This is a genomic window from Mycobacterium lacus (assembly GCF_010731535.1).
Taxonomy (GTDB): Bacteria; Actinomycetota; Actinomycetes; order Mycobacteriales; family Mycobacteriaceae; genus Mycobacterium; species Mycobacterium lacus.
Window position 1 is genome coordinate 1,956,566 of the sequence record NZ_AP022581.1, and the last position, 13,655, is coordinate 1,970,220.

Below are 13,655 nucleotides of genomic sequence, written 5' to 3' on the forward strand. Positions count from 1 at the left end.
GCTGCTAATCGACCTCGGCGTGGCGCGCAGCCACTCGCGCCCACGGGTGTCAAACGACAACCCGTTCAGCGAATCCCAGTTCAAAACGCTGAAGTACCGCAACGATTTTCCCGAACGGTTCGACTCGATCGAGCACGCCCGCACCTGGTGCAAAGACTTCTTCGACTACCTGCGCCACGAGCACCGCCATTCCGCGCTCGGCCTGCACACACCGGCGTCGGTGTACTTCGGCACCGCCGCCGACATCCAGGCCAAACGAGCCCGGGTCATGGCCGATGCCTACGCCGCCAACCCCAACCGGTTTAGCAGCCCACCACAGCCCCCGAAACTACCGACCGCGGCATGGATCAACCCACCGACCCCACAACCGAAAATAGTGTCCACATAGTGAGACGCTGTCTCAAACACCTTGACAGCTACCGCAGGCCCGGACACGTGCCGCTCGGCGTACCATCACGCCATGAGCCGAATCGGAGCATTCGCTGACGACGACATTGCCGGCTGGGTCGTGAAATCCCCCGAACTCGGCGGCGCGCTCGCCAACTTCAGCCGGGCGGTCTACACCTGCAACCGGCTGCCGATGCGCACACGCGAGCTCGCGCGAGCGGTCATTGCCCACGACAACGAATGCGTTGTCTGCGTCAACACCCGCGATGCCGACGGCCCTGCCGCGGGTGTGGACGAGGAGCTGTACGAGCACGCGTTGCAGTGGCGCACCTGGCCGGGATACAGCCCGCAGGAAAGGCTGGCTGCCGAATTCGCGCATCGGTTCGCCACCGGGCACACGGCGCTGCGCGACGACGAAGACTTCTGGAAACGCTGCAGCGAACACTTCTCCGAGGAGTTGCTTGCCGACCTGGCCTTGTCCTGCGCGCTGTGGGTGGGCATGGGAAGGGTGCTGCGGACCCTGGATATCGGCCAGGCCTGCAAGCTCACCCTGCCCAGCCGCGCATAGCGCCACCGAGCAGCCTGCGTCTCCGGGGCCGGCTCACGCTGCAGAATGGCAGCCATGACCGCCACACCGCTTGCCGCCGCGGCGATCGCCCAACTGGAGGCCGAGGGCGTCGACACCGTCATCGGCACCGTCGTCAACCCAGCCGGGCTCACGCACGCCAAGACGGTGCCGATACGGCGGACCAACACCTTCGCCGATCCCGGCTTGGGCGCCAGCCCGTCGTGGCATGCCTTCGCCATCGACCAGAGCGGCATCGCGTTCACCGAGGACGTCGGTGTGGTCGGCGATCAGCGCCTGCGCATCGACCTTTCGGCGTTGCGCATTGTCGGCGACGGGCTGGCCTGGGCACCCGCCGCGTTCTTCGAGCAGGACGGCACCCCCGTCCCCGTGTGCAGCCGCGGAACCCTCGGCCGGATCGAGGCGGCGCTTGCCGAAGCCGGCATCGACGCGGTGATCGGCCACGAAATCGAATTCCTCCTCGTCGATGCGGACGGTGGCCGGCTGCCGTCGACGCTGTGGGCGCAGTACGGCCTCGCCGGCATCCTCGAGCACGAAGCCTTTGTGCGCGATGTCAACTCCGCGGCCGCGGCGGCCGGCGTGGGGATCGAGCAGTTCCATCCCGAGTACGGGGCCAACCAGTTCGAGATCTCGTTGACGCCGCTGGGGCCGGTGGCCGCCGCCGACCAGCTGGTGCTGACCAGGATGATCATCGGCCGCGCTGCCCGCCGCCACGGGCTGCGCGTCAGCCTGTCGCCGTCACCTTTCGCGGGCAGCGTCGGATCCGGTGCCCACCAGCACTTCTCATTGAGCACCCCGGAAGGCCCGTTGTTTTCCGACGGGCCAGGCGCGGCGGGCATGACGCGGGCGGGGGAGGGTGCGGTGGCCGGGCTACTGCGCGGATTGCCGCAAGCCCAGGGCATCCTGTGCGGATCGATCGTGTCCGGGTTGCGGATGCGCCCCGGTAACTGGGCCGGGGTGTATGCCTGTTGGGGCACCGAGAACCGTGAGGCGGCAGTGCGATTCGTTAAGAGCGGCCCCGGAAACCCCTATGGCGGGAATGTCGAGGTGAAAGTGGTCGATCCCTCGGCGAACCCGTACCTCGCCTCGGCGGCGATCCTCGGGCTGGCGCTCGACGGAATCAAGCACGAATTGGCGCTGCCGCCGGAAACGACGATCGACCCAGCGAAGCTCTCCGATTCGGACCGCGATCACGCCGGCATCGTGCGACTGCCCGAAGGTCAGGTTGAAACGATTGCCGCGCTTGATAATTCGAAGCTGCTGCGAACAATCCTCGGCGATCCCGTGGTCGACATGGTGGTCGCCGTCCGCCGGCTGGAGCATGACCGCTACGGCGACCTCGACCCCGAGCAGCTCGCCGAAAAGTTCCGCATGGCCTGGAGCCTATGACCGAGCCTGTCATGGGGTCCGACTCCTCGGCCTTGGCCCATCACATCGGCGAAGTGGCGCTGGTCGACCAGCACGTGCACGGCTGCTGGCTGAACGCGGGGGACCGGCAGCGGTTCGAGAACGCGATCAACGAGGCCAACACCGAACCGCTTGCGGACTTCGATTCCGGGTTCGACTCACAACTCGGCTTCGCCATACGCAACCGCTGTGCTCCCGTCCTGGGGCTGCCTCACCATGTCGATCCACAGGCGTATTGGGAGCGCCGCAGCCAGTTCAGCGAAGCCGAGCTGGCCCGCTTGTTTCTGCGAGCCGCCGCAGTCAGCGACTGGCTGGTGGACACCGGGATTGATGGTGTTGCGGACGTCACCCAGCTGAGCCAACTGTCCGGGGGCCGGGCTCACGAGGTGGTGCGCCTCGAGCAGGTGGCCGAGCAGGCGGCACGGGCACCGGGCGACTACGCGTCCGCCTTCGACGAGATCCTGCGCCGGCGCGCGGCCACCGCGGTCGGCACCAAGTCCATCCTGGCCTACCGGGGAGGGTTCGACGGCGACCTGACCGAGCCGCCCGCCTCGCAGGTGGCCGAGGCCGCCTCCCGGTGGCGCGACCGCGGCGGCACCCGGCTATGCGATCGCGTTCTACTGCGTTTCGGATTGCACCAGGCGCTGCGCCTGGGCAAGCCGCTGCAATTGCACGTCGGCTTCGGCGACCGGGACTGCGACCTGCACAAGACCAACCCGCTGTACCTGCTCGACTTTCTGCGGCAGTCCGGGGAGACGCCGATCGTGTTGCTGCACTGCTATCCCTACGAGCGCGAAGCCGGCTATCTGGCCCAGGCCTTCAACAACGTCTATCTCGACGGCGGGTTGAGCGTGAGCTACCTGGGGGCTAGGGCACCGGCCTTCATCGCCCGGCTGCTCGAGCTGGCGCCCTTCCGCAAGATCCTCTACTCGTCGGATGGGTTCGGACCCGCGGAGCTGCACTTCCTCGGCGCAGCGTTGTGGCGCAACGGTATTCACCGGGTACTGCGGAACTTCGTGAATAGCGGCGACTGGAGCGAGACCGATGCGATCCGGGTCGTCGACCTCATTGCCCGGCGCAACGCCGCCCGCATCTACCACGTCGGCGCTGCCGGGGAATGAGCGCCGAGGCTGGCCGCTGGCCTGGTGGCGCCGCAGGCTGCGTCGGCCCCGTGGATCGTGAGGAGCCCAGTGCCGCCGCCACCGCGGCAGTGGAACGCGTAGCGTTGCTGATTTCGTCACTCGATCGGCGGTGTCCTGGGCTGCGGTAGTCGCGTCGGCCCCACGAACCCTTGGGTCCACCCGGCGCACAGTTTGCCCGCATTACAGCGACAACGTAAGGCACGCAAGGGATTTGTCGCTCCGAGATGGGCACAACGAACAACCCAACCCACGGAGACTCGTGGCTGATGTGACCAGCTGGCCGCTCCGTCCAACCGCGAGGGGTACCACGTCGGCGGCGTCGCTAGACCAGGCCCGTCGCGTCGAAAACCCAGCTCGCATCCCCATTCGCCAGGTTCCCGAAGTAGTTAGCAGGCGCGAAGCTGGTGAGGCTGGCCATGTCCCAATAGTCCTTCCAGACCGCGATTTTCGCTTCACCGTCTTGCAGGGTGACTTTGTGCACGGTGACGAATCGCAGCACACCGTGCTCGCCTGTTGCGAACGTCCATGTCTCGGCGTGCTCGTACATGACATCGGACCCGTTGGACAGCAGCAGACCGTCGTGGTTCTCATAGCCGGCAAGCGGCTCGAGCCCGACCTTGAGCCGTTGTACGATGTCGTCCGGGCCGCGCGCACCCACGGCGGGGACCGGCATGTCGACGTAGAGGCAGTCCTCCGACAAGAACGTCTTGACCGCATCCCAATCGCGCCGCGACAGTGCCTGCCACATCCCGAGTACTACTTCTCGGGCCGCGATCGTCGAAACTTCTGTCATGGAAGGCCAATAAACTCGGTCACCGCGCGGGTGTCAACCGCGCCGGCCCGGTCGTCGAACCCGGCGCCGACCACGCATTTGTCAACGATACTGGCCCGTGCTACTACGCGACCGGTACCTGGATCACCGTCAGCCGATCGATCACTGAGACCAACGTCCGGTCGTGCAAGTGCAGTCCGATGTGGTTCCGCCCACCGACCGCTCAGCGACCGCGAATCGCGTTGTATATTCGCCGCGCCCACGGGAACCGGTCACCGGCCAACCATCGACCGAGCCGGCCCCAGCATCACCGGTAGCGTCGACCACCCCCGCAGTACCCGGGTTTCGCGCCTGCTTCCGGCGCCCGCGGACCGCACATCGGGGAAACGGTCGAAGAAGGTGCGCAACCCGACCTCGCCCTCGGCGCGCGCCAGGGCGGCCCCCAGGCAGAAGTGGCGGCCCGTCGAGAACGCGAGATGCTTTCCGGCATTGGGGCGTTCGACATCGAAACGGTGCGGATCGGGAAATACCGACGGATCGCGGTTGGCGGCGGCCAGGTAGATCACCACCAACTCGCCGCGCTTGATCGACTCGCCCGCCACCTCGACATCCTTGCGGGCCACCCGTCCGGCGAGCTGGACGGGCGAATCCAGCCGCAGGATTTCTTCCACCGCGTTGGGCCAAAGCTCCGGGCGCTGCCTCAGGGTGTCCAGCTGCGCGGGCACATCCAACAACATGCGAATTCCGTTGCCCAACAAGTTTACTGTGGTTTCGAAGCCAGCGACCAACACGAGCCCGGCGATGGCCTGGAGTTCGGTCTCGTCGAGACGTGTTTCGGGACTACCGCTTTCAGCCGTCCGGATCAACTGACTCATCAGGTCGTCACCGGGGGCGCGCCGCAGCTGCTGCAAATGCCCCACCAGCCAAGAGTTGAATCCGCTGATACCCAGCTGCACGCGCTGGTACTGCCGATAAGGCACCCCGATATCCAAACTCGGTGCGCCCAGTTCACCGAACTCCAGGACGCGCCGACGGTCGTGGTCCGGCACCCCCAAGATGTCGCTGATGACGGTGATCGGCAATTGCGAGCAATACGGCCCGACGACGTCGACGACGCCGGGTTGCTCGGCGAGCCGGTCCAAGAGGCCGATCGCGGTCCGCTCGACCCGATCGCGTAGCGCGGCGACCGCGCGCGAGGTGAACACGGCCGATACGGTCTTGCGATAGCGCGTGTGATCGGGCGGTTCGACGGCCAGCAACGACGGTGGTCGCAGCGGGTGTAGCAGATTGTCGCGGGTGCGCCGCTCCAGCCAGCGCAAGAGCGTCGGCAGGTTATCGCCGAGCGAGACGGCCTGGAAATCGTCCGACCGCAGCAGCTCGTGGGCTAGCCGATAGTCGGCGGTCACACAGTTGGCGCGGTTTCGGACCAGGCGGCCGTGGTGTCGCACTTCGTCGTAGAAAGGCACCGGGTCGGCGGCGACCGCCGGATCTGCGATCAGCCGGGCCTGCAGGTCGCCCCGTCGGGCCCCAACCGCGGCCATGCCGCGGATAACCCCGTGCAGCGCGAACCAGTGCAATCTGTCCTTCACGGTCCCTCCGTCGCTCGGCGGCTCGGCAAGTCATTTCACCAAGCGTAGGCCCGGTCGAGGATGCCCGGCTTAACTTTGCCCGCCGCGTTTCAGCACTCCGCGACGATCTTGAAGTCCGTTGTCACAACTTTGTTGGGATTGCGGTCGCTGATGCCGTAGGCGCTGCCGGTGATCGTGTACGTGCGGTTGGCGAGGTCGACGCGGGCGTCGCCCACGCCGCCTTCCCAGAAGCTGCCGTTGAACCCGTCGATGTTACGGATCTTCACCCATTGCGGGATCACCCGGTCGCCGGTGAGCAGAACCACCGCTTGCACCTGGCCGTCGCGGTCGCGGATGTCGATGCTCCGGTACGACTGCTCTTGGCTGCACGCGGGTGGACGTGCCGTGTGGGTTGCACCATCGAGGGTCAGACGTGCGGCTTTCCGGGGCACCGTCTGGGCTCCCGCGCATCCGGAAACACCGGCGACGACAACCAAAGCCGCTCCGGCCACCACGGCAAACGGGTTGTGCACTGGCCATACCTCCGTTCGGGGCATTCCGCGCTCGCGCCATCCGGCGTGCCCGAAACCTTTATTGCTCTTTTGGTATCAGCGCGGGTAGGGACTTGACGACGCGACCCCGCACGGCCTCCGGACTAAGACCCTTGAGCACGTCGATCCAGCGCAGGCTCTTGGGAACGTACCAGTGCAAGCGAGTCGAGTGGTAGGCCCGCCACGCCGTCTCGGCCACACTAACCGCAGGCATCATCCGAAACGGGCCCTTCTTGGGCGCGACGGCGAGAATCTCGTCGCGGGATCGCGTCAGCACGCCATCGTTCGAGTGGTCGGGCGTCGTGGTGAGGATCGCGGTGTCGATCAGGCCGGGCAGCACGTCGGCGACCCGCACTCCAAGGCGCTGCCACTCCACGCTCAATGCCTCGGTCAGTCCCTTGACCGCATGCTTGGTCGCCGAGTACACCGCGATCCGCGGCATGCCGTAGGTGCCCGAGGACGACGATGTCGAGAACATCAGGCTGCCGGGATTCTTCTTGAGGTGGGGCAGTGCGCAGTACGCGCCGGCCAGCACCGCCTTGAAGTTCACGTCGACGACGCGCATCGCGGCTTCATACGGCACGTCCTCGAACCAGCCGGATTCGCCGATTCCGGCGTTGTTCCACATCATGTCGAGCCCTCCGCCGACATTCCCGGCACAGAAATCGGCGAGGGCGCTGCCCAGGGCCGCCTTGTCGGTGACGTCGACGGCTCGGGTCCAGAGGCGCTCGGCGCCAAGCTCACGGTTCAGCGCCGCAAGGCCGTCGTCGTTTCGGTCTACCGCCCCCACTCGCCAGCCCTTGGCGTGGAAGAGCTTTGCTCCCTCACGCCCCATTCCACTGGCCGCGCCGGTGATGAACACCGACTTAACCATGCCCGGCCTCCGAACCTTCCGCCGCGCGATTGAGATCGCTGCCGCGCCGTGATCGAACCGACCCCTCAGTCCGACTCGACCACCGCCTTGATGCGCTGCAGCGTCTTGGTCATATCACGGACATTGCGGCGCTTTCGCAGGAAACCACCGAACAGCCAGTAGACGCCCAGCAGCGGGGACGGATTGAGCCGAAACGACTCCGTCACGTCGGTGCCGTCCCCCGAGGGCGCCAACCGGTAGTGCCAGTTGTTCACCGGCCTGTCGCCCAGCATCACCGCAAACCCGAACTCACGTCCCGGCTCGCACGCAGTCACCTCGCACGTCGTCCAATACACCGGCCCGATCTCGTTTCGCCGAACATGACCGCGGAATCGAGCGCCCAGCGCCGGGCCGGTCGCGTCGCCCAGCCACTCGGCCTCGAAGGTTTCCGGGGAGAACCGCCCTGTGTTGCGCACATCGGCGATCAGATCCCAGATCTTGTCCGCGGGCGCTGCCATATGCACTGTGGCCGAACCTTCCATGGCCTGATCCAAACACATGCCCTGCGCCGGGTCATAGAGTGCGGATGATCCCCGTCGGCGTTGATCCCCTGTCGGCGTGGATCCTCAGTGCGGAATGCTCGCCTGAATGATCTGGTTGATGATCGATTTGATGCCCTGCGCGGGTTTCGACCACAGCGCGACCGGAAGGCCGGAAGCCGCCCCGCACTTGGGCCACGCGTCCAGTCCCTGCTCGTCGAGAACCCGGTTGGCTACCGCGATTTGCTCCTCCCTGGAGGCGGCCGCCGGATTGCCGACACCGCCGTATTCGGCCCAGGTGGCCGGCTTGAATTGCAGCCCGCCGTACATGCCATTGCCGGTGTTGGCTGCCCAATTACCGCCGGACTCGCACTGCGCGACCGCGTCCCAGTTCACGACGGGGGCGGCGTTCGCGGTTGCGGGGGAGAGGGACATCGACGCCGCGACGAACCCAGCGATCGTTGCGGTTCTGATGAGCGGCCTGCTGAAGTTTGTCATGCCCGGCATTTCGCCGGACGTATCCAAAGCGTTACCGATCAGAAGATCTGGCGAGATCGGATTTCTATCACGCCGAGATCGGCGCGGCCGGGTGGCAAACGCCACCGAGCCGGCCGAATCAAGCCGGGGGCGGTGCCTGGCGGTGCGAGTCGGTCAGGGTTGCCAGGGCCCGTTGATACGGGCTGTCGAATAGCGCAGCCGTTATCGCGGCGCTTCCGGCGTCGTCAGCACGCCCAGCGTGCACTCACTGCGAAATTTCGGCCGCATTTTCGCCCTGCCTGCACGTTCGGCGAAGACCTGAGTGGTGATCACCCTGGGCTATCCTTCAAGAGAGAACTTACAGACACTCAGTACGAAAGTTATGTGCACGCTGCATGGACGTCGACCCTGATAGTTCGGCGCCGGCCGGGCTCGTCGTTGTCCCTCTACCGCGCCGCAACCGGGCGGAGCGAACGGCCGCGACCCGTACGCGGCCCATGGCCGCCGGACGGAAGCCCTACGGCGAGCAGGGCTTCGCGGGCGTCACGACTCTGGCGATCGCGACGGCGGCGGGTCTGACGCGCGGCGCCCTCGACCGCCAGTTCGACAACACAAGGCGGAGATCTTTGCCGCCACTGACTGTCGACCGTCACGTAATTCCCCAGGGCTGCCGTCACGGAATTCCCCAGGTGCGGGCCTCGATGGTATGTGTACCGTGCCCGCGGTGGCGTTGTCTAGCTGACGCTGCGTCCGGGCCGTTTGCGGGGCCGGTAGCTGGGTCCGTCCATGAGGATCTGGTAGCTGCTGTTGATGATCCTGTCGAGTAGCGATTCGGCGACGACCGGGTTCGGGAATAGGCCGTACCAGTCGTTGGGGGCGCGGTTGGAGGTCAAGATCAGCGGCTTGCCGCTGACCGCGCGTTCGTTGATTAGCTCGTAGAGGTCGTCGGCGTGCATGGTCGTGTGCTCGCGCATCGCAAAATCATCAAGAATCAACACGAGCGGTTTGGTGTATTCGCGGATGCGTTGGCTAACTGCGGTCGGCGTGCCCGCCGGCGAGGTCGGCGAGCATCCGAGAGGTTTTGGCGAAACGGACGTCGCCGCCGCGTCGGGCTACAGCATGCCCGAGTGCTTGTGCCACATGGGTTTTGCCTACCCCAACGGGTCCGTAGAGGATGACCGACTCGCCGGCGTCGAGCCAGCGCAGCGCGAGGTCGCGCAGTATGGCGGCGGGCAGTTTCGGGTTGGCGGAGAAGTCGAAGGATTCGAAGGTGGCTTGTTCTTCGAACTTCGCGCGGCGGATGCGCCGTGTCAGGGCGGCCGATTCGCGGCGGGCGATCTCGTCCTCGCACAGTGCTTGCAGGAATTCGAGGTGCCCGAAGTCGCCGTTGCGGGTCTGGGCTAGCCGGGCGTCGAGGGTGTCAAGCATGCCCGACAGTTTCAGAGTGCGCAGCGCGTTGCGCAGCGCGGGGTCACAAATACCCATGAAGTCGTGTTCTCCTTGTGAAATAGCTTATGTGGGTTGTGATTCGGTCAGATTCCGGGACCCGGGTGACTTTCAGCCGACTCCGCCGGTGTCGCCGGTGGCGAACTGGTCGGGGCCACGCAGGAACGCCGCGGTAGTGGCGGCGGCGCCGGTGGCCGGTTCGGCGGTGGTGGCGTCGTGTTCGGTGCCGGCGGCCAGGATGCCCTTGATGGTCCGATACGCCGGGTCGCCGACGGCGATCGCGCAGGCGCAGGCGGCTTCGAGCCGATCACAGCCGTGCTTGTCGCGCAGCCCGAGCACTCCTTGCGCCGAGCGCAGGTGGTGGATCGCGTTGTCGCGCATGAATTCGGCGATCACCGCTTCGCAGGCGGGGCCGACCTGGGCGGCGGTGTGCCGACACCAGGTGGGGTTTTCATCGCGAAGGCGACCTTCTCCGGCGGGTAGTGGGAGAAGTCGGTGGAGCGCCCGAGGCCCGCCGCACATGGGTGGCGACGACCTCGTTGTGGGCAAAGATCTGCACGATGTCACCGGCGGTGCGGGCGTGCAGGCGCCGCCCGATCAGCCGCCATGGCACGCTGTAGAGGGCCTTGCCGACCTTGAGGTGCGTATCGACCCCCACGGTGCCGATAGACCAGGTGGTGAGTTCGAACGCGTGGCGCGGCAACGGTTTCAACGTATCGGCCTCGATCGCTTCGAACACCCGCAGCGGCTGGCCGCCGTCGAGGGCCCGTGAATGTCGTAGCCCGGCCACCTCCCGGCTCCACCGGGCCGCCTCGCCCTGCATCTGAGCCAGCGAGGTGAACTCGCGGCCCCGCCAGAACGAATCCCGCACATACGGCATCGGCCGCTCGACACGAGGTTTGTCCTTGGGCTTGAACGCCCGGGCCGGGTCGATCAAGCAGTCGTAGTGGGCGGCCAGCTCGGCGTAGGTGCGGTTGATCTTCGGGTCATATAGGTCGGGCTTGTCCACCCCGGTCTTGAGGTTGTCGCACACCAGCCGGGCCGGAATACCATTGAAGAATTCGAATGCCTCGACATGGCAAGTGCACCAGGTGGTTTGGTCCATCCTGACCACAGGGCGAACGAACAGGTGCCGCGAGCACGACAGCACCATGACAAACGCCCACACTGCGACTCGCTTGGCTGTGGCCGGGTTCAGCCACATTCCTAACCGGCCGTAGTCGATCTGCGCTTCGCTGCCCGGCGGCACTTCGCCGCGCGGCACGCTCACCCGAGCACGAGCCACCTCATCGGCGAAATTCATTGCCACCCAACGCCGCACAGAGGACTCCGACACGTCGACCTGATGGTCGTCACGTAGCCGCTGCGCGATCGTGGCGACCGTAACATCGGCGTGCAGCCAGTCCTTGATCCGGTCGCTATGCCGGTCGATCAACGGCCACGTCGATGCCCGCGCGCCGCGATCATCCAGTCCGGGAAACCACTGCGCGATCCGCGCCGCCCACTGCTCGGCGCTCAGCGGTTCTCCGCCTGGGCCAATGCCCTCGGCGACCGCCGGGGCCAGATACTTGCGGATCGTCTTACGATCCATCCCCAGCGACTGCCACAACTGCACCTGTGAGCGACCAGCCTGCCAATGCGTGTACAACTCGATCAGATCGAACATCTCGATATCTCTCCTCGCCATCAGTGCCCCTTCGTCCGCCGTACTCCGACGGATCAAGAGCGAACATGTGTGCGAGGCCCACACCCGGCAGACACACCGCCCAGGGTGGGGAATTACCTGACAGCCAGGGTGGGGAATTCCGTGACGGACAACCCCTCAAACCTGGGGAATTGCGTGACCGCTGACAACTGACGAAGAGGTCGCGCGCCCTCTCGTCGCCGATACCAGCCCAACCCGTAGGGATCACCGCGCGCGTTGTGCTGACGGCGAAAAACTCATGACGAGCCCGACCAGCTGATGATCCGGCGAGGCGGCAAATCCGCGGCATGGTTGCGCTCGGCGTGGGCCCGAGCCCTGATTGCTGCCGCGCTCGCGGTGTCGCTACTGTTGGGCGGGGCATTCCTGATGGTCGACCGACTCCATACCTCGCCGTCCGACGTGCTCGACCACCCCGGTGATCCGGTCACCGACGCGCAGACCGAGGCGCAGGTCGTCGAATCGGCCAAGCAGATCGTCACCGCCGCGGGCCTGCGGACGAAGACGGCAGGTTATCTGTTGATGTCGTGCAAGGAGCGCGACGATCCTCCGTATCAGGGCGCAATCTACCTGACCTTCGCGCTACCCGCCGAAACGCGTGCTGACACCTACTTCCCGACCATTACGGCGGCGCTGATTGCCCGCGGCTGGAGCGAGGGTCTACCGCCCAACAACCGCACGTTTGGCAAGACCCTCTCCAGGGACGCCGTGACGGCGATCATTTACCGCGACAACGACGATGAGAACCTGGGGGTAATGCGCCTGTATGGTCAGTGCCGCAATATGAACGACCATCGCAGGGACGCCACCGGGTGGATCGATATCACCGGCCAGTTCCAGCCGATCGGGTAACCCGGCGCCCGTGGGTATCCGGAAAAGGGCTGCGAAATCGCCGCGGGGCTTGACGGCGTTACCCGTCAAGCCCCGCGGCGGCTAGCCTGTCAGGCCGCTCAGGCGGCGCCCAAAGCGCCCTGGAGGTCACCCTTCATCGCGTTGAGCTGAGCACCCCAGTACTCCCAGCTGTGCGTTCCGTTGGCGTCGAAATTGAACACAGCGTTGTGGCCACCGGCGGCGTTGTAGGCATCCTGGAATTTCAGGTTGCTGCTGCGCACGAAGTTCTCCAGGAACTCGGCGGGCACGTTGGCACCGCCCAGCTCGGACGGGGTGCCGTTACCGCAGTAGACCCAGAGCCGGGTGTTGTTGGCGACCAGCCTCGGGATCTGCAGGGTGGGGTCGTTGCGCGCCCACGCCGGGTCACTGGACGGGCCCCACATGTCGGAGGCCTTGAAGCCGCCGGCGTCACCCATCGCCAGGCCGATCAACGAGGGACCCATCCCCTGGGAGGGGTCCATCAGGGCCGACAGCGAGCCGGCGTAGATGAACTGCTGCGGGTGGTAGGCGGCCAGGATCAGTGCCGACGATCCAGCCATCGAGAGACCGACCGCGGCACTGCCCGTGGGCTTGACACTCCGGTTGGCCGACAGCCATTGCGGCAGCTCGCTGGTCAGGAATGTTTCCCACTTGTAGGTCTGGCAACCGGCCTTGCCGCAGGCGGGCTGGTACCAGTCGGTGTAGAAGCTGGACTGCCCGCCGACGGGCATGACAATCGACAGGCCCGACTGGTAGTACCACTCGAACGCGGGCGTGTTGATGTCCCAGCCGTTGTAGTCGTCCTGCGCACGCAGGCCGTCGAGCAGGTACACCGCAGGCGAATTGTTCCCGCCGCTCTGGAACTGGACCTTGATGCTGCGGCCCATTGACGGCGACGGCACCTGCAGGTACTCAACCGGCAGACCCGGCCGGGAGAACGCTCCCGCGGTTGCCGCCCCGCCAGCGAGTCCGACCAGACCCGGCAGGGTGGCAGCGGCCGCTGCGCCGACCAGCAGTCGGCGGCTCCAGGCCCGAATCTTCCCGCTCACCTGTGTCATACCTGTGCCCCTTATTTCCTTAAATGTGTCGTGCCCCCGGGCAGAACTTACCGTGGGAGTGCGCCAAATGTCGATCTGGACGCGAACTCGTTCCGTTTCGGCATCGGTTACCGACGCGGGAGCAGCAAGTGTGCTATGGGGGCCACGGCGGGTTTGCCGCATTCGTTATAACCCCTTCCCAGCTCGGCTGAACGGCGCACACGCCAGCCGTTATCCACGCGTTACGCACCGGGAACGGGGGAGTCGGCGACAGGGCCGGCCCATCCCGGGTCAATTTCGGTCAAGCCACCTGCTGGT

General features: G+C 66.0%; 13 protein-coding genes and 2 pseudogenes. 6 read left to right on the forward strand and 9 right to left on the reverse strand.

The window, feature by feature from the left end; all coding sequences use genetic code 11:
* Positions 1-46: 46 nt before the first annotated feature.
* The 4 genes from G6N24_RS24350 (at position 47) to G6N24_RS08965 (ending at position 3,501) form a co-directional block, all read left to right on the forward strand.
* Positions 47-388, forward strand: a complete 342-nt coding sequence (locus G6N24_RS24350; RefSeq protein WP_163745447.1) for an integrase core domain-containing protein — start codon at positions 47-49, stop codon at positions 386-388.
* A 72-nt stretch (positions 389-460) separates the two neighbouring features.
* Positions 461-955: a carboxymuconolactone decarboxylase family protein gene (locus G6N24_RS08955; protein WP_085161625.1), complete on the forward strand. Its 495-nt coding sequence runs from the start codon at positions 461-463 to the stop codon at positions 953-955.
* Between the two features lie 54 nt (positions 956-1,009).
* Positions 1,010-2,362: a type I glutamate--ammonia ligase gene (locus G6N24_RS08960; RefSeq protein WP_085161626.1), complete on the forward strand. Its 1,353-nt coding sequence runs from the start codon at positions 1,010-1,012 to the stop codon at positions 2,360-2,362.
* Positions 2,363-2,373: 11 nt separating this feature from the next.
* Positions 2,374-3,501: an amidohydrolase family protein gene (locus G6N24_RS08965; RefSeq protein ID WP_139822468.1), complete on the forward strand. Its 1,128-nt coding sequence runs from the start codon at positions 2,374-2,376 to the stop codon at positions 3,499-3,501.
* 343 nt (positions 3,502-3,844) lie between these two features.
* Here the strand turns inward: G6N24_RS08965 and G6N24_RS08970 are convergent, their stop codons facing one another.
* The 6 genes from G6N24_RS08970 to rpfC all read right to left on the reverse strand — a co-directional run bounded on the left by G6N24_RS08970 (position 3,845) and on the right by rpfC (position 8,303).
* Entirely contained in the window at positions 3,845-4,315 is a 471-nt protein-coding gene (locus tag G6N24_RS08970) for a nuclear transport factor 2 family protein (RefSeq protein ID WP_085161628.1), read from the reverse strand.
* A gap of 251 nt (positions 4,316-4,566) precedes the next feature.
* Complete coding sequence (locus G6N24_RS08975; RefSeq protein WP_085161629.1) at positions 4,567-5,883, reverse strand: cytochrome P450; 1,317 nt, start codon at positions 5,881-5,883, stop codon at positions 4,567-4,569.
* An 89-nt stretch (positions 5,884-5,972) separates the two neighbouring features.
* Positions 5,973-6,419, reverse strand: a complete 447-nt coding sequence (locus tag G6N24_RS08980; RefSeq protein ID WP_085161630.1) for a lipoprotein LpqH — start codon at positions 6,417-6,419, stop codon at positions 5,973-5,975.
* A gap of 34 nt (positions 6,420-6,453) precedes the next feature.
* Positions 6,454-7,287 (reverse strand): SDR family oxidoreductase, encoded by an 834-nt coding sequence (locus G6N24_RS08985; RefSeq protein ID WP_085161631.1) that lies wholly within the window; start codon positions 7,285-7,287, stop codon positions 6,454-6,456.
* 65 nt (positions 7,288-7,352) lie between these two features.
* Entirely contained in the window at positions 7,353-7,826 is a 474-nt protein-coding gene (locus tag G6N24_RS08990; protein WP_163745466.1) for an SRPBCC family protein, read from the reverse strand.
* Positions 7,827-7,892: 66 nt separating this feature from the next.
* Positions 7,893-8,303: a resuscitation-promoting factor RpfC gene (gene rpfC / locus G6N24_RS08995; RefSeq protein WP_085161633.1), complete on the reverse strand. Its 411-nt coding sequence runs from the start codon at positions 8,301-8,303 to the stop codon at positions 7,893-7,895.
* 476 nt (positions 8,304-8,779) lie between these two features.
* On the opposite strand from rpfC, the gene G6N24_RS25755 reads away from it, so the two are divergent.
* A complete protein-coding gene (locus tag G6N24_RS25755) occupies positions 8,780-9,109 on the forward strand; it encodes a helix-turn-helix domain-containing protein (RefSeq protein WP_163745467.1) in 330 nt (109 codons plus the stop codon).
* On the opposite strand, the pseudogene istB reads toward G6N24_RS25755, so the two are convergent.
* Both istB and istA read right to left on the reverse strand, forming a co-directional pair.
* Positions 9,017-9,767, reverse strand: a pseudogene (gene istB / locus G6N24_RS09005) (IS21-like element helper ATPase IstB). The gene G6N24_RS25755 and the pseudogene istB sit on opposite strands and share 93 nt — an antisense overlap.
* Before the next feature lie 72 nt (positions 9,768-9,839).
* Positions 9,840-11,394, reverse strand: a pseudogene (gene istA / locus G6N24_RS09010) (IS21 family transposase).
* 387 nt (positions 11,395-11,781) lie between these two features.
* On the opposite strand from istA, the gene G6N24_RS09015 reads away from it, so the two are divergent.
* A complete protein-coding gene (locus G6N24_RS09015; protein ID WP_232070726.1) occupies positions 11,782-12,282 on the forward strand; it encodes a hypothetical protein in 501 nt (166 codons plus the stop codon).
* A gap of 98 nt (positions 12,283-12,380) precedes the next feature.
* On the opposite strand, the gene ag85B is transcribed toward G6N24_RS09015, so the two are convergent.
* Positions 12,381-13,358: a diacylglycerol acyltransferase/mycolyltransferase Ag85B gene (gene ag85B / locus G6N24_RS09020; RefSeq protein WP_085159479.1), complete on the reverse strand. Its 978-nt coding sequence runs from the start codon at positions 13,356-13,358 to the stop codon at positions 12,381-12,383.
* Positions 13,359-13,655: the final 297 nt, after the last annotated feature.